Below are 23,137 nucleotides of genomic sequence, written 5' to 3' on the forward strand. Positions count from 1 at the left end.
TGAATGAAGGAACCCCGCTAGTGGGACCGTACCTGTCTGGATTTCAGTCGAGAATAACCGCCAGCATCTCCTGGCACCTTACGGGCTCAAATCAGGAGGGAGACGACGACGTCAAGTCTAACCTATTACGCCTACAATCTTCCTTCAAGGGAATCCATGTATAGCAACGCCTCGAAGACGGCCGGTAAGAAATCTGCGAACACTCAACGGATCGCAAGGAATCGGCTTAGCATAACTTCAGCGCCGGCAGAACCCCAAGCTCATATGGGGGAAGCATCACGAACTATCTTTTATGAACACTAGCTTGCTGGATGACTGCAACAGTAACGAATCCAGCCAACGTTACCCAGGCGTACACCTCGAGTGATGTCGATGGCCAGAGCAGGAATCCAAGAAGTGAAACGCCAACTACTGCAAGATACGCAACGGATGAGATATGCAGTTTCGCTGCGCCGAGAGCTCGCGCCCGCCAAGCGCTGATGTGGATGCGCGCTACACCGGCGAGAGTAAGAACCAATGCTAATCCCAAGCTAAAGTCATAACCAGGTCGTCCTACGTGGGGCAAGATCCACGAAACCGCTACCGAACCAATCGAAGACATAACGACAAATATCGGAATTGTATATAGCAGACCTTTGGCTGGACTTTGTTGCCCGACCATAACACGATTCGAAAAATAGCTCAATATCGACACCGATACCAGAAAGGCCATATCAACGACAGTGGATGTAATCGCAAAATCAGCCACGGAGTCAGGATCAATATTAATTCCGATCATATAGCGAACCATGAAGATGAAAAGCCAGGGGCCAATTTGCGCAGGGATGCTGAACATCCCTTCACGAAACGACACCACTCGGCGCCTGCTTCTTACCCGCGTCGACTGTGATCCAACTACCGCGTAAGACGCCAAGGCAGCACAAGTACTAAAAAGCGCCCACCACCCCAAGATGGAAACTGCCTCAATATTGTCAAAGGCTAGAGCTGGCACCAAGGCGACTGTGGCGCCGCTATTGACCCCGAACATGATCAGCGCAGCGGTTGACCGATAATTCAAGCCGAGCATTATTTGCGAAGCAAATGTCGCTATCGCTGTTGCCAGCGAAATGACAAGAACGAACAGCGACGCTGTAAGCAGCCCATCGCCTTCAAGCACTGGTGAACTAATGTAGTACAGAACTAAGTATCCAGGTATCGTTGCTACGACCAGCGCCTGCACACTGGTCCTTAGGAGCGATGGAACCTTGCGCGGGCCAAATACGTGAGCAACACGCTGATATTGGGGTGACAGGCCGAGGCTAAGCACTAGCGGCATCAACGTCGACAGTAGTGTCAGCAGATTCAGTATGCCGTATTCACTCGGGGGGATACTGCCCACGAGAACAAGAAACCTAACTCCTGTAAGACTAGCGAGGACTGCCGATGATAATAATGAGAAATAGACCGGCCGCCTTCCGGATTCTATTACGGAAAGCAGCCGGCCAAGAGCACCAGGGTTCATTAGGAGTTTTCAAATGGTTCTGAAGAGGCGACAATTCGTTCGGCATGATTCGGAAACAGTGCGCGACTCAATTGTGCAACCGGATCGCCATAAACTTCGGGATAATGCCAGTTACCATCCACAAACTCAGTTGACGATTGTAATTGTTCGAGCTTTTGCAGCTTTCCGAAGATTCTGACTTTTGCCCCGGCGGAAAGCGCAGCCAGAGCCGGGTGAAACCGCATAGTGATAACTTCCTCGCATGCCATAAGTCTCTTGAATGGTGTTGCAGAGGACTTTTGCTCGTACGGCTCAATTGCAAGAAAAGCGGGATCGCCGCCGTTTGCCAAGTACATAGACCGGACATCATCGACAATTTGGACATCGCTCCAGTGAAAGCTAAATAGTCTGACCGTCTTCCGTCCGGAAGCATGTACCAGTAGCTCAGCCACAAGATGAGACAGTTCCTGTTGCCGTTCTGCTTCTTCTTCTGGGCTTGCCTTAATGAATGCTGGCCATCGATGATGATCCAACAGAACAACCCCAACGCTTTCCTTTTCGCGTCGTATGGAGGGTGCCCAGTCCTCAAACAGTGCTATGGCGGGATCCCGTATCAGGGACGCCCTCCCTCCATTTTCGCGGACCGCATCCGCACTCGCAGGGTCGCGGACGCCTACTATATCGACAGCTCGAAGCATGGCGCGTACTGCGGCATTGACCATATGATTGCTGTAAAGGTTCGGTGAGATCCCTATCCCATGAATAACCACTCGTTGACCGCGTAGCCCGCAAGCTGCCAGCTTTCCTAGGTATTCAAGAATTAGCCTGTGCACATTTACATCGTTGCGACGGCCTTCAAGAAGGCCTCCACCACCCAAAATTGCCATATCGGTATGCCGCGCGAGGTTCCAGGTCCTAAAGATACTTCCAAGTCCTTGTCCAACTTCGACCGCATCACCTACATCAGCGACTAACCTAGCGGTATCCTTCAATCGAGCGGCGATAAGGACAGATCCTCGATCACCTATGCTCTGCACTATGGCCTGACCAATGATGTCATCGCCGAAGTTGCCATTTCCGTATGCGCCGATCAGTAAAATTCGGGGCATAACATGTTCCCGGCGCATACGTTTGGTCTTAGTAAGGGCAAGAATTTTCGCTGCCACAAAGACATACAGGGCAAGCAAAATAACGCGGAGTTGTCGTGCGAAGTTTCTCACAGTTGTAAAATCACTTCCTTGACCGCATCCGCAAGCTCTCGTAGATTGGCGGGGGCTAGATCAAGCGGCGTAAACCTGCCTTGCCAAGACCAAGACGTCATAGTCGACCTCAGTTCATCAACGGCTTGTTGGTCGGGCTTTGTATTCTGCGCTTCTTGAATAGCCTTGGAGATCTGACGCGGATCGTCCACATCCAGCGTAAGGCCGCGGTTGCCGTAGAAGGGCCGACCGTAGCAAACAACAGGCTTTCCTGCTTGAATTGCCTCAAACCCCAATGAAGAAGCCAAGGTAAAAATCACATCTGACTTCTGTATTGCTTCTTTCGCCGACATTTCCGGAGGCAGAAAGGTGATGTTTGGTCGGTTCACCAAATCCCTCCAAAGAAGGGTGTGATGGGCAGCAGCATGTTCCGGATGGGGTTTCACGTACAGGTGGAAGCCTGGGGGCAGGCTCGAGCTGACGTAAGCAAGCAAGTTGGCTTGTGGTATCGCGTGTCGCTCTCGGACCGCTACCTGAAAGTCCCGCTCATCATGAAGCGGATATAGAACCTTTACATGCTCTGCCTTGTATTCGCCGCTCTTTGTCTTCCATCGCGACAATGCGGCCTGCTTGACTACCGCGGCAGTCTTTCGAGGGATCCAAGAAACTGGATAACTCTTTTCCCGCCCGACTGTCTGCGCCCACAATCTTTCAATCCCTTCGAGAGGGGATGAAGCCTGGGGCGACTGGCCATTTACCCCTGAAATTTGACGGGGTTCATTGCTCGCCCTTCTCAGTGGCCTGTAACTTGTGTTGGAACCCTCGTAGGGTACAAATGGAGCATCCATGGAACGCAGGAGGGTGAATCGGCCCGGAATAGGCACCGCGTTGAAGTATGCCGTTTGCACGCCGCGTGCCCTTGCGATCACATCGCTGACAACACGGGTAGTCTCTCCACCGACCGAAGAGACTACCAAGTCCGGCTTGAACTCGTCGTAAACGTCTGCCAGCGCTGAATACACGTTGCGAACATGTTTTGTCTTCTGGCCGACAGTTGCAAAGTGCCAATCCCTGTCGTAGTCAGCTGCCATCGAGGGATCCGAAATACCGCATCCGGCAAAGACTTCTGCCGCATCCGTACGTGGCGGCGGCAAGGAAGGCAACATCCGCTCGAGAGACTCCGTCCTGGGCGCTGCCAGTCGGGGTAACCAAGTCACCAAGCGCGTTTCAGAACCTTCGGCACCTAGGTGCTCGGCGATACTCTCAAAGGCCGGCACCTCGCTTTCTCCGACGGCGACGAAAAGAAGTCGCGCCATACTCGGCTGGGATCTGCCTGCCATGCTACCCATCTACTCGCCGGAGTTTGCTAAGGGGTGCCAGTTCGCCGGGGAAGATTCGCTTTACTCCGTCACCCAGGGCCTCTTCGATGATTCGAGTATCGCGAATCAGGGCGCTGAACCCTTTAGGCTCCAGCGACGCAGCATGGTCGCTACCCCACATGGCACGATCGAGTGTGATGTGACGCTCGAGTGCCTGCGCACCAAGCGCAACTGCCGCAATAGAAATTTGCAGACCTGGCTCGTGGCCTGAGTAGCCGACAGGAACTGCGTAGCGGTCCTTGAGTGTCTCGATCATTCGAAGGTTTGCCTCCTCTGCAGGAAGCGGATAGGTGGAGGTAGCGTGCATGATGACGAGGTTGTCTGTACCCAAGATTTCTACTGCGGTGTCAATTTGCTCAATTGTTGACATACCCGTGGACAGAATGATGGGCTTTCCTGTGTCTCGAAGCCGTCGCAACATGCCAAGGTCAGTAACGGACGCTGAAGCAACCTTGTGGGTGACGACGCCCATTTCCTCGAGGAAATCAACGGAGGCTTCGTCCCATGGAGATGCGAACCAGTCCAAACCCTTTGCTTTAGAGTAGGAGGCAATTTCGCCGTACTCTTCACTTTCGAACTCAACCCGATAGCGATAATCGAGGTAAGTCATGGTACCCCACGGTGTTTCCCTGGGAACGTCCTTCATGTGCTCAGGGGTGGCGATGGCAGGCGTTCGCTTCTGGAATTTGACGGCCTGTGCACCAGCTTCGGCGGCCACATCTATCAACTGCTTGGCAAGATCGACGTCGCCGTTGTGATTGAGCCCGATTTCGGCAATCACGTATACGGGAGACTCGTCACCAATTACATTTTCCCCAATTTTGACAGACTTGATCATTTTAGTTCCCTTCGACTGGCAAGTATCAACTCGCATATTTCCCTAATCGCACCGCGCCCCCCCTGGGCGCGCAGCCGAAATCTCGCTAGCTTTTCTACATCTGGGTGTGAATTAGCCACAGTGATAGGCCATCCGACGCGTTCAAGACAGGAGGCATCGTTTATATCGTTGCCGACGTAAGCAACTCGTCTTATATCGATACCTTTTTCTTCACACCAGAGCATGAGCGTGTCGATCTTATTTTCGATGCCCTGCCTCACTTCGATTTGAAGTTTTTTCGCGCGGGCTTCTACCACACGATTTTTTTCCTTCGACAGGATCAGCATGGGGAGACCTGCTTTACGCAGCATTTCTATGCCCATACCGTCAGACCTACTTACCCTTACGGATTCAGAGCCAGTTTCATTGACGGAGACCGAGTCATCAGTGTGGACCCCATCAAAATCCATGACAAGCGCGTCGACGTCGATTGCTTCATGGCTAACGTCCAGTAGGCCGGCGCACGCTTGAGCAATCCTTAGCTGATCGGGATTGTCGATCTCGAGAGCGGCGGCCTCGTGTTTGGCAATCTGCATCCCTAAACGCCCGAAAAATCTGAATTTACGCTCAAGGAAGCCGTCAACGCGCAGGACGTAGAATGCCCCCGTCTCTTGAAAATGCGGGGTTCTTTCCTGGCGTCGCGGCCTCCAATTGTGGTCGTGGTTGACGCCTACTGCTCCGTCTTCAGTGTCCTCCCACAAGAAGGCGTGAGTTTCAACGGCGGAAAAGACCACATCCTCTTGACCAGTCAAAACACGAGTCACAGCAGCATGGATGTCTTCGGGGTCGATGAAGGGTGAAGTAGCTTGCATAAAAACCATGACTTCAGGAAGATTGCCAGCTACTTCTAGCACTTTCAGTGCGTGCAAAAGTGCAGCCTCTGAAGAGGACGTATCACCCGCTATATCCGCGGGTCTGTCTATTATCTTTCCGCCCGCTCGCCTGGCCGTCGCGGCAATTTCAGCATCGTCGGTTGTGACGTATACGGCATCAACGATGTCCGACTTCAGGGCCGCGTCGATAGAGCGATGTACAAGTGGTACTCCGCCCACTCGGGTTACGTTCTTCCTGGGAACTCCCTTTGATCCACCTCTTGCCGGGATCACGGCGACCACGCGTTCTGACAATACTAATCCCCCAAAGCTCCGGCCGACGCTCCTGCGCAGACACCATATTCTGACAGAGTAGAGCTCGCCCTGCTCGCTGTTCTTAACAAGCCATGACATCCCCGTAACCTTTAAACTGTCGAATCAAGTTTGCCACAACGATCGAGTTGAAAAGGTGAGGCGGGAGGGGACCGCCTTGGGTTCATGGCTTCCCCGGTTATTAGTCGTGTTTCCGTCGCCAGGGGAAAGAAGAACAGGCCGATGCCAGCCGAACATGCGCCCAGTGCCAGGCTTGTTGAACCACAGCGGACCGATGGGCTGTCAGTGTGTCCACATCCCGCTGCGTCGCCGGAAGACGGGCTTTGTGACTGGGTGAAACCAGTAAGCGGTTAATGCCGATAGAATCTTGCAATCTGGGCTCTCGGTCGAGGGACCACGGACAAGTGGCTAGAAAGGTTCCATTCCCTTGGATTTGAGCGACTACCTGCGCGTCCTGCGTCGAACTTGGATGTTGATCTCGGCGTTTTTCTTGCTCGGCATATTGGCGGCAGCCGGGGTGTCGTTCATCGTTAAACCTACATACACGGCAGAAACCAAACTCTTCGTCGCAATTCAAGGATCAGGCTCGGTTTCTGAACTCCAGCAAGGCAATACATTCAGTCAGTCCCGTGTTCGATCCTACGTCGAAACCGTCAGTACTCCTGCCGTCCTCCAGCCAGCAATAGAAAGCTTGGGCCTGGAGCAGACACCGGCCGCTCTTAAATCGAAGATCAAGGCCTCCTCTGACTTGAACACGGTGATTATATCGATTGCCGCCGAGGACACCTCCGCCGTACAGGCAGCAGCAATAGCACAAGCAGTTGGAACCAGCCTTGTCGCAACAGTGAATGAATTGGAAAGTCCGGCTCAAGGCGGAACGTCTCCTATCAAGCTGTCCGTAGTCACGCCAGCAACGGCTCCCACTTCGCCGTCCACGCCCAACACAAAGTTGAATCTCGCGATCGGCGCCATTCTTGGACTTGCCATTGGTTTGGTGGCAGCAGTTCTTCGAGCCATGCTCGACACAAAAGTTCGCAGCGAGTCAGATCTGAGACGCTCAACTGATGCACCCATTCTCGGCGGAATAGCTTTTGATAACAATGCCGCCAAGAAGCCCCTCCTCACCCAGGCGCAACCGCAAAGCCCCAGAGCGGAATCATTCCGACAGCTTCGCACCAACCTACAGTTTGCGCATGTCGGCAACGAGTCCAGGGCTACTTTGGTTACCTCCTCCCTACCGGGTGAGGGCAAGACTACAACTGCTACTAATTTGGCCATTGCTCTAGCTCAATCAGGTCAAACCGTCGCCCTTATCGACGCAGATCTGCGACGTCCGCGGGTTAACGAGTACCTAGGGCTAGACCGGCATGCGGGACTAACTACGGCTCTCATTGGCGCTGCAGACGTCGGCGATTTGATGCAACCCTGGGGTGAAGATGGATTGCAGGTGTTGACCGCAGGTCAAATTCCGCCAAATCCGAGCGAGCTTCTAGGTTCGGAGGCGATGGGTCAGCTCATCGCTCGACTGGAACAAGCCTTCGATACCGTTATAATCGACGCTCCACCGCTACTTCCCGTCACAGACGCGGCGGTCCTCGCCCAACAAGTTGGAGGGGTACTTCTAGTGGTTGGCTCTTCACGAGTTCGGCTTCCAGAGGTGGAGAAGTCTCTTGCAGCACTAGAAATGGTTTCCGCCGACTTGTTGGGCGTCGTACTGAATCTAGTGCCAACAAAAGGGACCGATGCATATTCCTACTCTTACCGCAGTTACGAGTCGGAGCCCGAAACCTCGGCTTCTACGTATATTCAGGGCCACAAGTCAACTTATCCTGCACCCGAACGACGCTCAGTTGCGGCGTCTAAAGGACGCCGATCCGAGATCAGCAATTAGTACTTTCGAGTTCTAAGAAAGGTTTAGCCGTAATGGGGGATAAAGGCGGTTGGCGTGTGCGCACTGCCCGCCTACTAAGTGTAGTCGACGCCTTCGTCGTGGTGTGGGCGGTGACAGGTGCTTACATCGTACGGTTCGGCCTGGAACCTAATTTCGAAACTCTGGGAAGTGACGCAGCCTATGGACTGTTTTCTCTAGGACTCATAATCGCTTGGTGGTTCATGCTAGGGGCCTGGAACAGCCGACAAAGTAGAATTTTGGGATCGGGTCCGGAGGAATACAAACGGGTCGCCGCCGCCTCACTTTGGCTCTTTGGTCTCGTAGCAATTTTTTCGTACGTCCTGAGAATTGACACTGCTCGTGGATATGTAGGATTCGCACTTCCCGTAGGCCTAACGGGGCTGTTACTAGCGCGGTGGCTGCTACGTCAGCACCTTAATGTCGATCGTCTCCGCGGTGACCGCGTTTCCCGCTTACTGCTTCTAGGGGGCCCGAGCGCGGTGGCACATCTGGCAAAGACACTGGTTGAAGCGCCCCATGCAGGTTATCTCCCCATCGCCGCGTATACCCCAGGCGTTTCCGAAGGGTCAGCACAACGGGAAATCTCCGGACTGCCGGTTCTGGGGCTACGAGGCGAGATATCGTCCATCCTCGAAGCGATTGATAAATCTCAAGCGGACGCTGTCGCGGTATCAGCGGGGGTGCAGCTGCATCCCCAAACACTCCGGCACCTAGGGTGGGAGTTAGCTGCCAAAAATGTTGGTCTCATAATGGCGCCAGCGCTCACGGACATAGCTGGTCCCCGAATACACACACAACAGGTGGCGGGACTCCCACTTATACACGTAACCACTCCGACCCTAGAGGGCGGCCAGCGGGTGGTAAAAAGGTTGTTCGACGTAATTGTTTCAGCTGCTTTGATTATATTCGCTCTTCCGCTGATGACCCTTTTGGCGCTACTGGTGAAGATTGACAGTCCCGGTCCCGTCCTATTTCGGCAAGATCGTGTGGGAATTGAAGGTGCACGCTTCAAGATGCTGAAATTTCGAACAATGGTTGTGGACGCGGAACGGCTGCTCCCCGGCCTAATGGACAAGAGCGAGGGCAACGGCGTCCTGTTCAAGTTGAAGGACGATCCTCGCGTCACTCGGGTAGGAAGGTTCTTGCGAAAATTCAGCTTGGACGAACTGCCCCAACTTTTCAATATTTTTCTCGGCGCCATGAGTCTCGTGGGACCCCGCCCACCACTTCCAAGTGAAGTGGAGGCGTACGAAAGCGACGTGCGCCGCCGGCTCTTGGTGAAGCCGGGACTAACTGGGCTCTGGCAGGTGAGCGGCCGCTCCAATCTGTCCTGGCAGGACTCGGTAAGACTAGATCTGTATTACGTAGAGAACTGGTCGCTGGCAGCCGATTTGGTGATTCTTTTACGGACAGTTCGTGCTGTATTTCATGGCACCGGGGCCTATTAGAATCTCCCGCCTGCCACCCCACCATCCAGCTCCGGAAGGGATGCCGCCATGGTGCTTATCAGCCCAGAACCAAGCAACAACTACTCAAGTCAGGCCCAGGCTCCTAGACGAGTATTCAAAATGCGTCGTGCACACAGGAAACGCTTATTGATAATACTGGTCTGGACCGCCCCAATCCTTGCCGTTTTTATTGGGGCCACAAGTTGGCTGGCCGCCAAGGCCTCGACCATCAGCAGCTCATTGCGCGCGTCCTCCCAGGTGGTCGCAGAGCTAAAGGATGAGGTCGTCGCTAACGACAAGCAGAAGGCGATAGCGTCCGCCAAGGAGCTCCGGCGTCATACAGAAGCTGCCCGCGAAGCGTCAGAGGACCCGCTATGGCGATTTGCCGCCAACATCCCTGGTTTGGGCGCCAACTTCGCTGCACTGACCGAAGTAGCGCGGTCAGCTGATGATATCTCTGTCCTGGGCGTCACTCCCTTGGTGAACATATTCGATTCCTTGAACTGGGACTTGTTACTGCCCCAAGCTGATGGATCAGATTTTGGCCCCCTTGTAGGTGCAGCTCCCGTCGTCTCGAACGCCGCAGATGCCGTAAAAATGTCGGCAGAACGACTCGAATCGATAGATGAGGACACTCTCCTGTCGCAGGTTGCAGAACCATTGGTAGCCGCGCGTGAACAGCTGCGTTCTGTCTCCGGCACTATCAGTTCGGCCGCCGATGCTGCTCATGTACTTCCTGCGATGCTCGGCGCACACGGCGAGCGAGACTATCTCCTCATGATCCAGAACAATGCAGAATCACGCGCTTCTGGTGGAATACCTGGGGCGTTGGCGATTCTGTCCATAAACGATGGAAAGCTAGCTCTCGGTACCCAGAGCAGTGCTGGGGAGATCGGCGTGATGGAGCCAGCGCTGCCAGTGGAGCGAGAACAGCAGCAAATTTATTCGTCGCGGCTGGGTCGATTCATGCAGGACATCAACCTCACTCCTGATTTTCCAACGGGTGCGGAATACGCTCAAGCCATGTGGGAACGGAAAATGGGGCAACGGGTTGACGGTGTCTTGTCAATCGATCCCGTGGCCTTGAGTTACATTCTGCAGTCGACAGGACCAGTGGAGCTTAGTAGTGAATTCGACTCTTATAAGAAACTTGGTCTCCCCAGTGAGTTGAATGGGCAAAATGTCGTTCGAACCCTGCTGTCAGATGTGTACGAAAAAATCGATCAACCGGAGCTGCAAGACGTGTACTTTGCCGCTGTGGCCCAACAGATCTTCACGGCAATCTCCGAGGGCGGGGCGGACGCGAAGAGCCTCATCGCAGCAGTATCACGTGGAGCAGAGGAAGGTCGCGTTCTTGTTTGGTCTAGCGTCTCGGACGAGCAATCAGTTCTTACAAACTACAAAGTCAGCGGGTCGATAGCTGGCTCGAGCATTTCCCCAGCAGAATTCGGCGTGTACTTCAATGACGGGACAGGAGCCAAGATGGACTACTACGTCAAGCGCACGGTCCAGCTGATAAAGGAATGCCCCAAGGACGGCTATGAGCAGACTACGGTCCGCGTTATTAGCACGAACGATGCTCCGGCTGATGCTGCAACCTCCCTGCCGGCTTATGTAACGGGAGATGGGATCTTCGGGGTTCCTCCTGGCAGCGTTCAAACCAACATCGTCGCCTACGGTCCAGTTCAGGCGCACGTGGAGTCAGCCAAACTGGATGGCCAGAAAACGGGATTCGCCCCCCACATCCACGGCAATCGGCCTGTCGGCATACTGGCTGTCCGCCTGGCTCCCGGTGAAAGCCGGACGGTCGAGTTCACCTTCGGAAAAATCGTTCAGCACACCGAACCTAACGTAGTTGTCACGCCTACCGTTCAGGACGTAAAAGACGTGACACTTCCGACGGAAATGAAAACCTGCGGCTAGGTGAATGGATTGCGCGTTAACACTATGTAAACCGTCTTGATTGAGATTGCTCACAACGAGTCTTGGGTGGTACCGTCTCTTTGGGATAATCATCCGTAGTTCTGCACAGGTCTCGTGCAGAGGGGGCACTCCCCAAAATCGGATATCAAAAAATAAACGTCTCCGGGGGGACACATGAAGAAGGCTTTCGCTGCACTCGCACTTGCGGGCTCCATTGCACTCATTGGCTCGGCACCCGCCATGGCCGCAACCTACCCTGCTCTGCCGCCTCAGGCTGCCGTCTCCGATGGCGTCGTGGGCCCGGGTGAAGATTTCATTTTTAGCGGTCAGGGGTTTCTGGCTGGCGAAACTCTGACAATCACCGTGACTCCGGGCGACGCCCCTGCCTCTGACGGCGCAAGCATTGCAGGTGGCACTGCAGTGGTTGGGAAGATCAGCCTGTACATGGCGCCCAGCACCCTCACCACCACCGCCGATGCACAGGGCAAGTTCTCGCTGCCGATCTCCATTAGCGAACCGGGTACCTACTCCATTACGGCAACGGGTAACACTTCTGGTGTTGTCGTCGGTCCGGTCTCAGTCACCGTTATGGCTTCACTCGCTAACACCGGGGGCGCACCACTGGCCAACACCGGTGCAGGTCTCGCCAACACTGGCGCTGACTCCGGCCTGGTCCTGTGGACCCTCGTCGGCGCAGGCGCACTTGCCGCCGGCGCAACCTCCGTTGTTGTTGTCCGCCGCCGCGCCAAGGCCGAGGCTGCTGCGTAGCGGCAAACCCCGAACAAATACCAAAGTAGGTGGGGGGTCTCCGGAATCGGAGACCCACCCACCTTCTGCGTTTAAGGGCGCCAACTGGCTCAGGCACCGAGCTTGCTGTGGTATCAATTAGGACTATGGGGAGACATTGGCGAAAAGCACCAAGACAGTACGATTTCTCGATACCACTCCCCCGCCCCCAGGTTCTCCGCTACGCCCTTCTTTTTCTGCTCGCCGTCTCCGCCCTGGGCACCGCAGCAATAGCCCTACTACGGACCTCCTGAGGCCCGGCTTGAGGTACCTCCACAACCGCAGGCTCTGGCAGGCGCTCCTTGCGGCTATGTTGATCCCGCTGGCATTCATCGCCTTTTGGCCCACCCCTGTTGATCAGCCCGTTCAAGGCCAACTGGCGGACATCTTGCAATCCCTGCACGAAATCGGAATTCCAACCTGGTTTAATTACAGATTCGTCGAAGCCTCGGCGAACGTACTGCTCTTCGTACCCCTCGGAATTGTCAGCAAGCTTTCTTTTCCTGAAAAGCAATGGTGGCACATTGCTACTTTTGGACTGCTGATCTCCGGCTGCATGGAACTGGGACAGCTCCTGTTTCTTCACAACCGCTCTGCAACCCCACAAGATCTTGTGACAAACGCGTCAGGCGCTGTGATCGGCGCCCTGCTGGCCGCTGCGGCACTTACAAAAATGGAGGCCCGCCACCTTCCGGCAGCGGACCTCCAGTAGGTCAGTGAAAGCTCAGAGCTAGTTAACGAAGCCCTTCATCCAGGTCTTCAGGTCCTCGCCGAACTCAACGCGCTCGGAAGCCAGCGTGATGACGGCCTTGAGGTAGCTCAGCTTGTCTCCGGTGTCGAAGCGGCGGCCTTTGAAGACCACGCCGTACACGCCCGAGCCTTCGCCCTCGGCTGCGGCCAGGGTCTGCAGCGCGTCGGTCAGCTGGATCTCCCCGCCACGGCCCGGCTCCGTTTTCTCCAGGATGCCGAACACGGACGGGTGCAGCACGTAGCGGCCGATCACGGCCAGGTTGGACGGGGCCTCCCCCACGGCCGGCTTCTCCACCAGGCTGTTGACGCGGACGTAATCCTCGCCGTCCACAGGGGTGATGTCCGCGCAGCCGTAAGCGCTGATCTGGGACGGGTCCACCTCGATCAGGGCGATCACCGAACCGCCGGTCTTCTGCTGCACCTCCATCATGGTGGTGAGCAGGTCCTCGGCCTCGTCAATGAGGTCGTCGCCCAGCAGCACAGCGAACGGTTCGTTGCCCACGTGCTGGCTGGCACACAGCACCGCATGGCCCAGGCCCTTGGCCTCGCCCTGGCGGACGTAGTGGATGGGACCCAGCTCGGAGGCGTGCTCCACCGACTCCAGCCTGTCCTTGTCGCCCTTGAGCTCCAGGGCGCGCTCCAGGCCCGGCTCACGGTCGAAGTGGTCCTCCAGGGAGCGCTTGTTGCGCCCCGTGATCATCAGCAGGTCGGTGAGGCCGGACTTCACGGCTTCCTCAACGACGTACTGGATGGCCGGCCGGTCAACAACCGGCAGCATTTCCTTCGGCATTGCCTTGGTGGCGGGCAGGAAGCGAGTCCCCAATCCGGCAGCAGGAATGACGGCTTTGGTGATAGCTTTCCCCGTAGTCATAGGTGAACCTTACAAATCAGCAGCGGACAAAGGCAATTCTCGCCCCGGAAAGCCTGCGCCGGGAACAGCAGGACCTTCAGCCCTAGAAGCTGGCTTCCGGTGGGCGGATCCTCGAAAGAAGACCTGCTGGGGTCCACCCGCTCCATCCCCTGCCACCCTTCCCCGAGCGAACTCCCCCTATGCCATGAACCCCCATCAGACAATGCCAGCCCACGGCGCCACCGCCACGGAAGCGCCCGTCCCGCCGCGGCGCCGTCGTGCTATTGGCTGGAAGACAGCCCTCGCGCTGGTGGCCGCCGTCATCCTGCTCCTGCCGGTGGTGCTGCTGCCCCTCACCACGGGGGTGCCGGTCCTGGCGTGGCTGCCCCTGCTGCTGCTGGCGCTGGCGGCGGTGGCCTGGCTGGTGGTCCGCCGCCGGCAGCCCTACGCCCAGCCGGCCGGTCTGGGGGTCCTGGTGCTCATCGCTGCCGCTGCCGTCCTCGCCTCGCAGGTCTTCACGACGACGGCGCCAATCACCGGCGCGGACGGCCGCCCCCTGCCCGGCAGCATCGCGAGCGTCGAGAAAGTGGAGCTGAACGGCAGCGAGCAGTCGATCCTGGTCCGGGGCAGCAACACCTCCAACCCGGTGCTGCTCAACCTGGGCATGGGCGGCCCGGGCGGCGGCGGATTCTTCAACGCCCCGGAATTCCGGCCGCTCGAGGAGCACTTCACCGTGGTCAGCTGGGACGAGCCCGGCACCGGGAAATCCTACGGCGCCGTGCCCTTCAGCGAGCTGGACAAGGAACGGTACGTGGCCGACGCCGTGGCCCTCACCAACCTGCTCCGGGACCGGTTCGGGCAGCAGAAGATCTTCATCTACGGGGTGTCCTGGTCCAGCATCATCGGCATCTGGCTGGTCCAGGAACACCCGGAGCTCTACCACGCGTTCGTCAGCAGCGGCCAAATGGTGAACACCACCGAGAACGACCGCATGGGCTACGAACTGGCCCTGCGGCACCTCGACCAGCAGGGCGACACCGGGCGGGCGGAGCAGCTGCGCCGCAACGGCCCACCGCCCTACCGCGGGGACAACGTGGTCTCCCCCTACGTCGACTTCCTGAACGTGCTCAACGAAATCATGGGCACGCCGCGGTTCACGGTCATCGTGCCCCTCATCCCGTTCTTCGTCCCCGAATACGGCTACATCGACAAAATCAACCACACCCGCGGACTGATCGAAACGTTCAACGTGGTGTACCCGCAGCTGGAGGGCCTGGACTTCAAGGAACAGGCGCGGGAACTGCAGGTGCCGGTGTACTTCTTCGTCGGCCGGCACGACGTCAACGCCATGGCCGCCCTGGTGGAGGAGTACTACAACGCCCTGAACGCCCCGGACAAGAAGCTGGTCTGGCTTGAAGGCGGGCACGGCCTCGGCAGCGCCGACAACCAGGACGTGTTTATCGACGAGATGGTCAACAACATCCGCCCGCTGTCCGGGGCGGGCTGATGAACGCCTCCCCTGCCGCTCCCCTGGCACTCATCAAGCGGCATCCGGTGGCAGCCTTCGTGGTCATCGCCGTCACGCTGTCCTGGGCCGGCCAGATCCTGTCACTCGTGCTGCTGGGCAACATCCTGCCCGGAATCCTCGCCGAACTGCTGATCCTCCTGGGCACGGCTGTCCTGGTCACGGGCGTTTAGCGGGTGACTTCCTCCAACAGCTCCAGCACGTGCCGGTAGTCGGCTCCGGTTGCGCGGGTCATGCCCAGCTCGCAGGTGCGGTTGCAGGAGGCATGGGCGGCGGACCCCAGCTGCGCAACCTCCTCGCCCTGTTTCCGGGTGGCAGATGCCGTGAGCTCGGGATGGAGCATGCCCCGGTCCCCGGCGAAAGCACAGCAGCCCCAGTTCAGCGGCACTTCCACCCTCTCCGCAACTGCAGCCGCCACCGCGTCCAGGGATCCGTTAATCCCGATTCGCGTAGAGGAGCAGGTGGGGTGCAGGGCCAGGGACTCAAGCTTTGCGTGGTCCGGCAGGTGAGGCAGGATGTGCTCGGCGGCGAAGTCCACGGCATCCACGATCCGCAGCGGCCGCTGGCCCACAAGCGGAACATCCGATTCCACCGCCTGGCGCAGCCCCTCCGTGCACGACGAGGCGTCGCAGATGATGGCAAGTTCACCATCGCGGGTGGCTTCCCTAAGGGTGGCCAGGGTCTTCTGGCGCATCGTCTCCTGGCCGGCCACCATGCCTTTTGAGGACCACGGGGTTCCGCAGCACAGCCCGTCGATGCCCTCCGGCACCAGCAGCGTGATGCCTGCGCGCCCGCACAGCTGCTCGAAGCTGTACTGGACGCCGCGCCCGTCAGGCCCGCTGCCGGAGGCACCGGCAGAACCAGCCTTGCCCGGACCGGCCGGCCCGAACATGGTCCCCACGCACGCAGGGAAGTAGACGGCGTCCGGCGCCCCATCCGGCGTCGGACGTTTCCGCAAGGAACCGCCGCCCGGCAGCTCCGGCGAGTACAGCGGCACCGTATCCGTGCCCAGCACAACCCTCGCCGCCTTGTTGGGCACCACGACCGCCGGGGCTGGCAGCTTGTTCACCACGGTCAGGGCCAGTGAGGCTCCGCGGGTCACGCCTTCCCAGTGCTTGGCCGCGGCGTTCCACGCGCCGTTGGCCACCGGGCCGGCCTCGGACCGCCGGATCCGCTTGACCAGCAGGCCGGTGTTAATGTCTACGGGGCAGGCCGTCTGGCACATCCCGTCCACGGCGCAGGTCTGCACGGACTCGTAGTCGTAGTCCTTCTCCAGCTCCTTCACCAGCGCCGCGTCGCCGGCGAGCCGGGCGGCCTCGATGGCGCGCAGGGTAACGATGCGCTGCCGCGGTGTCAGGGTGATGTCCTTGCTGGGGCAGACCGGCTCGCAGTACCCGCACGAGACGCAGCGGTCCACTTCCTCGGCCACCGGCGGGGCTGTTTTGATATGGCGCAGGTGCGCCTGGGGGTCGTCGTCCATGAGGACGCCGGGATTGAGCATGCCGGCAGGGTCGAACAGCTGCTTGATCCGGCGCATCACGCCGTACAGCTCGTCGCCGTACTGCCGCCGCACGTACGGGGCCATCACCCGGCCGGTGCCGTGCTCCGCCTTGAGCGACCCGCCCTCGCCCAACACCAGGTCCACCATGTCCTCGGTGAAGGCGCTGTACCTGTCCAGCTCCTCCCCCGTGGCGAAGCCGTCCGTGAGCATAAAGTGGACGTTGCCGTCCTTCGCGTGGCCGAAGATCACGCTGTTTTCGTACCGGTACTTCTCGAACAGCCTGATCAGTTCACGGCACGTGCGGCCCAGGACCGGCACCGGAACCACAATGTCCTCCAGCAGCGCCGTGGTCCCCTGCGGCCGGGCACCCGCCACCGACGCATACAGGCCCTTCCGCAGGTGCCACAGCTGAGCCCGCGCGGACGTGTCATCCGTGAACTGCGCCGGTGCAGCCAGGTTCAGGCCGGCCAAGGCGCGTTCGCCCACCTCCCGCAGTGCCGCAACTTCATCCGGCTGCCCGGCGGAGTATTCCACCAGCAGCGCCGCGTGCTCCCGGACTGCCAGGTCGCGTACGACGGCGGGCGTCCCCTTCAGCGTCTGGCCCACCTTGAGCGAGAGGGCGTCCAGGAGTTCCACCGTGGCGGCGCCGGTGTCCACCAGCGCCGGCAAGGCCGCGTTGGCGGCCTGCAGGTCCGGGAAGACGAGGAGGCCCGTGGCGGCGTGCGGCAGGCGCGGGACTGTGCGGAACACCGCCTCGGCCACAAAGCCCAGGGTGCCTTCGCTGCCCACGATCAGGTGCGCCAGCATGTCCACCGGGCTGGTGTAGTCCAGCAGGGAGTTCAGTCCGTAGCCCATGGTGTTCTTCATGCTGAACTGCTGGCGGATGCGGTCCACGGAATCCTGATTGCCCCGCACCCTTGCCGCGAGCTGTACCAGGCCTTCATAGAGTTCCGGTTCCAGCGTCCGCAGCTTTTGGTCCGCGTCCGCCGCTCCGGTGTCGATGACCGTGCCGGACGGCAGCACCACGGTGAGGGACTCAAGCGTTTGGTAGGCGTTGTCCACCGTGCCGCAGTTCATGCCGGAGGAATTGTTCGCCACCACGCCGCCGATGGTGCACGCGGCCTCGCTGGCAGGATCCGGTCCGAACTTTCGGCCGTACGGCGCCAGCCGCGCGTTCAGGGCCCGCACCGTGACCCCCGGCTGCACGCGGACCCGCGCACCGCCGTCGAGCACTTCCACGTCCCGGAAGTTGCGCCGCACATCCACCAGCACGCCGTCCGTGACAGCCTGGCCGCTGAGGCTGGTGCCGCCGGACCGGAGGGTGAGCGGGAGGCCCTGCGCGGCGCTGGCGCGGAGCAGGCCGCCCACCTCCGCCGCGTCCTTTGCCATCACAACGGCCTGCGGGATGAGCAGGAAGTGGGAGGCGTCGTGCGCGTTGGCGTGCAGGTCAATCGCGCGGGTCTTCACCTGCGCCGGATCGGCCACAGCCTGGCGGAAACGGTCGAGTGTTTGCATCAGGGCACCATCCAGCCGAGTACGGGGGTTGACTGCAGGAAGATCAGGACCGTGATGAGGGCCAGCAGGCCCAGGCTCCAGCCCACCAGCTTGCGGAACAGCGTTCCTTCCGAGCCTTCCATCCCAACCGCTGCCGAGGCCACGGCCAGGTTCTGCAGTGAAAGCATCTTGCCCATCACGCCGGCGGAGGAGTTGGAGGCCGCCATCAGCACCGGCGAGAGTCCGGCCTGTTCGGCGGCGGTGGCCTGCATCTGGCCAAAGAGCGAGTTGGAGGATGTGTCCGAGCCGGTGAGGGCAACACCGATCCAGCCGATCAGTGGCGAGAGCAGGGTGAAGAAGCCGCCGGCCGAGGCGAGCGCGAATCCCAGCGTGGTGGTTTGCCCGGACAGGTTCATCACGAAGGACAGGCCCAGCACGGCGGTGACCGTGACGATGGTCCAGCGCAGCTGGACAACCGTCTCGCGGTAGATGCCCAGTGCCTTGCCCGCGGAGATCCGGTACAGCGCCATGGTGATGATGCCGGAGAGCAGCAGCAGCGTTCCCGTGGACTTCAGGTGGTCCAGCTTGAACTTCGTGGCCGCTACCGCTTCGCCGGCCGAGTCCTCAATGTGCAGGCCGGGCCAGGCGAAGGTCACGCTGCCCACCTGCCCCAGCCAGGTTTTGATGGCCGGAATCTGGGCGATGGAAAACACGGCGATGATGATCAGGTAGGGCGCGACGGCGAGCCACACCTCGCGGGGCGCCGGGCGGGTGTTGTCCGTGGGGACTCCGGAACCGGCCGCGGTGCTCTCCAGCCGGGAACCCGCCGTCGTGCTGCCCTGTGTTCCGCTGGTGCCGGCACTTTTCCCGCCGGCCAGTGCGGGGACGGCAGCGTCCTGCACCGCTCCCCCGACGCCCACCGACTCCTTCGGCTGCCAGACCTTCAGCATCAGCAGCACCGCCGCCACGGTGAACACCGCGGCCACGACGTCGGTCAGTTCCACAGCGAAGTAGTTGGAGGTGACGAACTGGGCGGCGGCGAACGCGGCGCCGGCGACGAGCGCTACCGGCCAGGTCTGCTTCAGGCCGCGTTTGCCGTCCACGATGAAGACGAGCAGCAGCGGCACGATCAGGGCGATGAAGGGTGTTTGGCGTCCGGCCATGGCGGACAGGTCATGCAGCGGCAGGCCGGTGACGCCGTTCAGGGCGATAATCGGTGCGGCCATGGCGCCGAAGGCCACCGGTGCCGTGTTGGCCAGGAGCGAGACGATGGCCGACTTGAGCGGCTTCATGCCGGCCGCCATCAGCATCGCCGCGGAGATGGCGACCGGTGCGCCGAAGCCGGCGAGCGATTCCAGGAGGGCGCCGAAGCAGAAGGCGATCAGGATCGAGAGGATCCGGAGGTCGTTGGAGATGGAGCGGATGGTCCGGCCCAGGGCATCGAACCAGGGCGTGGCCACGGTGAGCTTGTAGATCCAGAGGGCGTTGATCAGGATCCACAGGATGGGGAACAGCCCGTAGAAGATGCCGGCCGCCGTGGCGCTGAGGGCCTGGTCCAACGGCATCTGCCAGCCTGCGACGGCCAGGACCAGGGACAGGACCAGGCTGGCGATGGCCGCCTTGGCGGCTTTGACCCGGAAGACGCCCAGCAGGACGAACAACAGCACCAGGGGAAGGGCGGCGCACAAGGCGGAAAGCAGGAGGGATCCGGCAATGGGATCGAGGATCTGCTGAAACATAGGACTCCATAACGTGAGCAGCGCCACAGCGGCGTGACGACTCAATGATTGTCTAACAAGTACACATGTGCGTCAAGACGCGTGAACACTTGTCTGGCAAAATGAACCGGATAACCCCTTGCGAAAGGAACTCCGTGGCGGGCCGTATTTCAGCTGTATCCATTGTGGAAGCCGTGGCTTCCGACCTGCGGCTGCGCATTTTCTCCGGCGAGCTGGCCTCTGCGCAGGCCCTGACCGAGACCGAGGTGGCCACGTCCTACGAGGTGGCCCGCCCCACAGCCAAAGCCGCCATCGAGAAGCTGGTGGCCGAGGGGCTGCTGGTCCGCGGCGTACACAAGACCGCCCGGGTGGCGGACCTGGGACCGTCCTCCGTGCGCGACATTTACCTGGCGCGGGCCTACCTGGAGAGCGAGGTGCTCCGACGGCTTGCCGCGGCGCGGACCGTTCCCGCTGGGGCCGTGCAGGCCAACCGGGATATCGCTGCGCTGACCACCGGCGCGCCGCTGGACGTGGTGGAGCCGGACATGCGGTTCCATACCAGCCTGATCGATGCCGTGGGCAATGAGCGACTCAGCAGGATGTACTCGTCCTTGGTTGCAGAAGTGCGTCTGTGCATGTCCCGGGTGCAGTCGCTGCACCTGCTGGACACCGCCCTGATCCAGGCCGAGCACCAGAAGCTCCTGGAACTGATCGAGGCCGGCAAGGGTGAAGAGGCTGCCCGACTGCTCGACCAGCACCTGGGACGTGCCCGGGAGCGACTGGTGGCCGCGATGGGCGGCGAGGCCGGGCCGGAGGCAGACCTCCCCTACGAGCTCTCAGCCCGGTAAACCGGCCTAGCTGGCCTTGTTGGTCGCCTTCTCGTACAGCCAGAGGATATGCATCCGTAGCAGCTCGGCGGCGCGGTCAGCATCCTTCGCCTCCACGGCCCCGAAGATCCCGTGGTGGTGGGCCCTCAGCTCCTCCAGCACAACCGGCCATTGTCCAAGGGAATCCAGGGCGTCCTTGATATAGCCACGGATTGAACCGCTGAGCGAATCCATGATCGTTTCGATAACCGTGTTGCCAGCCAGGGCACTGAGGGCAAGGTGGAATTGTGCATCGAGGGCGTGGAAGGTTTCCGGGTCCATTTCCGGAGCATCCATCGCTTCGAGAAGTTCCCTGGCGTGCTGGATCCCGGCGGGGTCGTCATGCTGGGCCGCGGTGCGGGCTGCCCAGGTCTCCAGGAGGATCCGCGCTTCGACGATTTCCTCCACGGGAAGCCGGTTGCTGGCGATGTGCAGGCGGAGGGTGGAAGACAGGCCTGCTGACGGCTCCGAAACGATGACCGAGCCGGATTTGGGGCCGGACCTGTTGGAACTCCGGAGGACCCCCATCGCGTCTAGCAGGCGCATGGCTTCACGCACTGAAGCACGCGAGATGCCGTAAGTCTCCGCCAGGATGCGTTCCCCGGGGAGCTGGTCCCCGATTTTGAACCGGCCCGAACGCAGCCCCGCCTCAACGTCCTCCACCAGGACGTCGTACGTCCGCCTGGTTCCCGGAGCCACCGAAGGTTTGGTCATGGTTCCATCCTGCCCTAACAACCTGCGCCCCCGCTCCGCCCGCCGCCTCCCGGGAACCCTCGCAGCAAGAGTTTTTGGACGGATAACTAGGCCTAACCATTGGGAAAGACCCGTTACCCGCCCAAAAACTCCTCGTGCTTGGCGCAGGCGTCGGCTTAGATAGCCTTGCCCGGGTTCAGGATCCCCTGGGGGTCGAAGACGTTGCGGATGGAGCGCTGGAGTTCGAGTGAAGTGGCACCGAGCTCGTCCTCAAGCCAGTCGCGCTTGAGCAGGCCGACGCCATGCTCCCCGGTCAGGGTGCCGCCAAGGCGCTGTGCCAGGTAGAACATGTCGCCAAGGGCCTTCTTAGCGGGACCTTCCGTGATGGACTGGTCAGGATCGACCACGATCATGGGGTGCAGGTTTCCGTCCGCAGCGTGTGCCACGTTGAAGATCCGGACCCCGGTTTTCCGGGAGATGTCTTCCAGTCCCGCGAAGACGTCGGCCAGCCGGTTCCGCGGCACCCCGATGTCGCAGATGGACACGCGGCCGAGCTTTTCAAGCGACGGGATCGCTTCCCGACGGGTGGCCACGAGGGCGTCTGCTTCCGCCGGATCCACTGCCTTCTCGATGTGGGTGGCGAACGGCTGGATGGCCTGGAGGAGGACGTCCTGCTCCAGGAACGCACCGTAACCGTCAGTTTGGGCCAGTAGGAATGCGCCTCCCTTTGACCGGTGGTTGGTGCCGTGCACCGTATCGACGGCCTCCAAAGTGGGTCCGTCCATGAGTTCCAGCACCGAGGGCTGCAGCCGGGCGGCGATGATCGCGGATGCGGCCAGGGCGGCGGCGTCTACATCGGGGAAATAGGCGGCGACGGTGGCAGTCTGGACGGGCCGGGGTCGAAGGCGGAGGGTTGCTTCGACCACCACCCCGAGTGTTCCTTCGGACCCGATCATCAGCGCATTCAGGTCATACCCAGTGACGCCCTTGATGGTGTTCCGCCCGGTCCGCAGCACCCGGCCGTCGGGCAGCACGACGCGGAGCGCCAGTACGGACTCGCGAGTCACGCCGTACTTTGCGCACCACATTCCGCCGGCGTTGGTGGCGATGTTGCCCCCGATGGAGCAGATTGCCGTGCTGGCGGGGTCCGGCGCGTAGAAGAGTCCGTGTTCCCCGGCGGCGGCATTCACCTGAGCGTTGAGGACACCGGGTTCAACCACTGCCAGTTGCTCCACGGGGTCGATGTGCAGGATCCGGTTCATCCGGGCGAGGTCGAGGACCACTTCGCCGGCCTGGGCCGAGGCTCCGGCCGCAAGGCCGGTTCCTGCGCCGCGGGGAACCACCGGGACGTTGTGGGCCGCGGCAAGCTTCATGGTTGCCACAACCTCTTCTTCATTCGTGGCATACACAACGCCGTCGGGAAGGCTCGGCGGAACGTAACCGGACCGGTCCGTACTTACCCTGACTCGCTCATCCAGGTCTGTGGAGGCGTTTGCGCTTGCAGTGAGGAGTGCTGCTGATGCTGTGACAGCTGTGGTTGTGCTCATGGAAAGGAAACCTCTTTGTTTTCTTGCACGCCGTTTTATTGGCC

General features: G+C 60.0%; 18 protein-coding genes. 8 read left to right on the top strand and 10 right to left on the bottom strand.

The genetic code is table 11. The annotated features are described in order from the left end of the window. Window positions 1-283: 283 nt before the first annotated feature. From ASPHE3_RS22090 to ASPHE3_RS15125, 5 genes are all read right to left on the bottom strand, one after another. The gene (locus ASPHE3_RS22090; protein ID WP_148258118.1) at window positions 284-1,219 is read right to left on the bottom strand and encodes a hypothetical protein; all 936 of its coding nucleotides are present in this window, start codon (window positions 1,217-1,219) and stop codon (window positions 284-286) included. Window positions 1,220-1,500: 281 nt separating this feature from the next. Continuing rightward, on the bottom strand, window positions 1,501-2,700 hold the full coding sequence (locus ASPHE3_RS21570) for a polysaccharide pyruvyl transferase family protein (protein ID WP_013602064.1): 1,200 nt from the start codon (window positions 2,698-2,700) through the stop codon (window positions 1,501-1,503). Next, the gene (locus ASPHE3_RS21575) at window positions 2,697-4,019 is read right to left on the bottom strand and encodes a capsular polysaccharide export protein, LipB/KpsS family (RefSeq protein WP_013602065.1); all 1,323 of its coding nucleotides are present in this window, start codon (window positions 4,017-4,019) and stop codon (window positions 2,697-2,699) included. Before ASPHE3_RS21575 ends, ASPHE3_RS21570 begins: the two co-directional genes overlap by 4 nt. Window position 4,020: 1 nt before the next feature. Continuing rightward, entirely contained in the window at window positions 4,021-4,896 is an 876-nt protein-coding gene (locus ASPHE3_RS15120; protein ID WP_013602066.1) for an N-acetylneuraminate synthase family protein, read from the bottom strand. Continuing rightward, a complete protein-coding gene (locus ASPHE3_RS15125) occupies window positions 4,893-6,161 on the bottom strand; it encodes an acylneuraminate cytidylyltransferase (RefSeq protein ID WP_013602067.1) in 1,269 nt (422 codons plus the stop codon). Before ASPHE3_RS15125 ends, ASPHE3_RS15120 begins: the two co-directional genes overlap by 4 nt. Window positions 6,162-6,507: 346 nt before the next feature. On the opposite strand from ASPHE3_RS15125, the gene ASPHE3_RS21580 reads away from it, so the two are divergent. From ASPHE3_RS21580 to ASPHE3_RS15145, 5 genes are all read left to right on the top strand, one after another. Further along, the gene (locus ASPHE3_RS21580) at window positions 6,508-7,971 is read left to right on the top strand and encodes a tyrosine-protein kinase domain-containing protein (protein ID WP_081459862.1); all 1,464 of its coding nucleotides are present in this window, start codon (window positions 6,508-6,510) and stop codon (window positions 7,969-7,971) included. A gap of 32 nt (window positions 7,972-8,003) precedes the next feature. Further along, window positions 8,004-9,440, top strand: a complete 1,437-nt coding sequence (locus tag ASPHE3_RS15130) for a sugar transferase (protein ID WP_013602069.1) — start codon at window positions 8,004-8,006, stop codon at window positions 9,438-9,440. A gap of 48 nt (window positions 9,441-9,488) precedes the next feature. After that, the gene (locus ASPHE3_RS15135; protein WP_254362895.1) at window positions 9,489-11,363 is read left to right on the top strand and encodes a DUF4012 domain-containing protein; all 1,875 of its coding nucleotides are present in this window, start codon (window positions 9,489-9,491) and stop codon (window positions 11,361-11,363) included. Window positions 11,364-11,537: 174 nt separating this feature from the next. After that, window positions 11,538-12,131 carry an LPXTG cell wall anchor domain-containing protein gene (locus tag ASPHE3_RS15140; RefSeq protein WP_013602071.1) on the top strand — a complete coding sequence of 198 codons (594 nt, stop codon included), beginning with the start codon at window positions 11,538-11,540 and terminating at the stop codon, window positions 12,129-12,131. Window positions 12,132-12,459: 328 nt separating this feature from the next. Beyond that, on the top strand, window positions 12,460-12,861 hold the full coding sequence (locus tag ASPHE3_RS15145) for a VanZ family protein (protein WP_013602072.1): 402 nt from the start codon (window positions 12,460-12,462) through the stop codon (window positions 12,859-12,861). An 18-nt stretch (window positions 12,862-12,879) separates the two neighbouring features. Here ASPHE3_RS15145 and galU read toward each other — a convergent pair whose 3' ends face one another. Then, window positions 12,880-13,770, bottom strand: a complete 891-nt coding sequence (gene galU / locus ASPHE3_RS15150) for a UTP--glucose-1-phosphate uridylyltransferase GalU (protein WP_013602073.1) — start codon at window positions 13,768-13,770, stop codon at window positions 12,880-12,882. 202 nt (window positions 13,771-13,972) lie between these two features. Here galU and ASPHE3_RS15155 point away from each other — a divergent pair, with 202 nt between their 5' ends. After that, window positions 13,973-15,256 (top strand): alpha/beta fold hydrolase, encoded by a 1,284-nt coding sequence (locus ASPHE3_RS15155; RefSeq protein ID WP_081459863.1) that lies wholly within the window; start codon window positions 13,973-13,975, stop codon window positions 15,254-15,256. Continuing rightward, window positions 15,256-15,447 (top strand): hypothetical protein, encoded by a 192-nt coding sequence (locus tag ASPHE3_RS15160; RefSeq protein WP_041652259.1) that lies wholly within the window; start codon window positions 15,256-15,258, stop codon window positions 15,445-15,447. The genes ASPHE3_RS15155 and ASPHE3_RS15160 overlap by 1 nt, the downstream gene beginning before the upstream one ends. Here ASPHE3_RS15160 and ASPHE3_RS15165 read toward each other — a convergent pair. Together ASPHE3_RS15165 and ASPHE3_RS15170 are read right to left on the bottom strand one after the other, a co-directional pair. Then, window positions 15,444-18,290 carry an FAD-binding and (Fe-S)-binding domain-containing protein gene (locus ASPHE3_RS15165; protein ID WP_013602075.1) on the bottom strand — a complete coding sequence of 949 codons (2,847 nt, stop codon included), beginning with the start codon at window positions 18,288-18,290 and terminating at the stop codon, window positions 15,444-15,446. The two genes, ASPHE3_RS15160 and ASPHE3_RS15165, sit on opposite strands and share 4 nt — an antisense overlap. Continuing rightward, window positions 18,290-20,008 carry an L-lactate permease gene (locus tag ASPHE3_RS15170; protein ID WP_013602076.1) on the bottom strand — a complete coding sequence of 573 codons (1,719 nt, stop codon included), beginning with the start codon at window positions 20,006-20,008 and terminating at the stop codon, window positions 18,290-18,292. The genes ASPHE3_RS15165 and ASPHE3_RS15170 overlap by 1 nt, the downstream gene beginning before the upstream one ends. A 134-nt stretch (window positions 20,009-20,142) precedes the next feature. Here ASPHE3_RS15170 and ASPHE3_RS15175 point away from each other — a divergent pair, with 134 nt between their 5' ends. Next, the gene (locus tag ASPHE3_RS15175; RefSeq protein WP_013602077.1) at window positions 20,143-20,835 is read left to right on the top strand and encodes a GntR family transcriptional regulator; all 693 of its coding nucleotides are present in this window, start codon (window positions 20,143-20,145) and stop codon (window positions 20,833-20,835) included. Between the two features lie 6 nt (window positions 20,836-20,841). Here the strand turns inward: ASPHE3_RS15175 and ASPHE3_RS15180 are convergent, their stop codons facing one another. Together ASPHE3_RS15180 and ASPHE3_RS15185 are read right to left on the bottom strand one after the other, a co-directional pair. Continuing rightward, the gene (locus ASPHE3_RS15180; protein ID WP_013602078.1) at window positions 20,842-21,567 is read right to left on the bottom strand and encodes a FadR/GntR family transcriptional regulator; all 726 of its coding nucleotides are present in this window, start codon (window positions 21,565-21,567) and stop codon (window positions 20,842-20,844) included. Between the two features lie 155 nt (window positions 21,568-21,722). After that, complete coding sequence (locus ASPHE3_RS15185) at window positions 21,723-23,093, bottom strand: FAD-binding oxidoreductase (RefSeq protein WP_013602079.1); 1,371 nt, start codon at window positions 23,091-23,093, stop codon at window positions 21,723-21,725. Window positions 23,094-23,137 lie beyond the last annotated feature (44 nt).

It is taken from the genome of Pseudarthrobacter phenanthrenivorans Sphe3 (assembly GCF_000189535.1).
Taxonomy (GTDB): domain Bacteria; phylum Actinomycetota; class Actinomycetes; order Actinomycetales; family Micrococcaceae; genus Arthrobacter; species Arthrobacter phenanthrenivorans.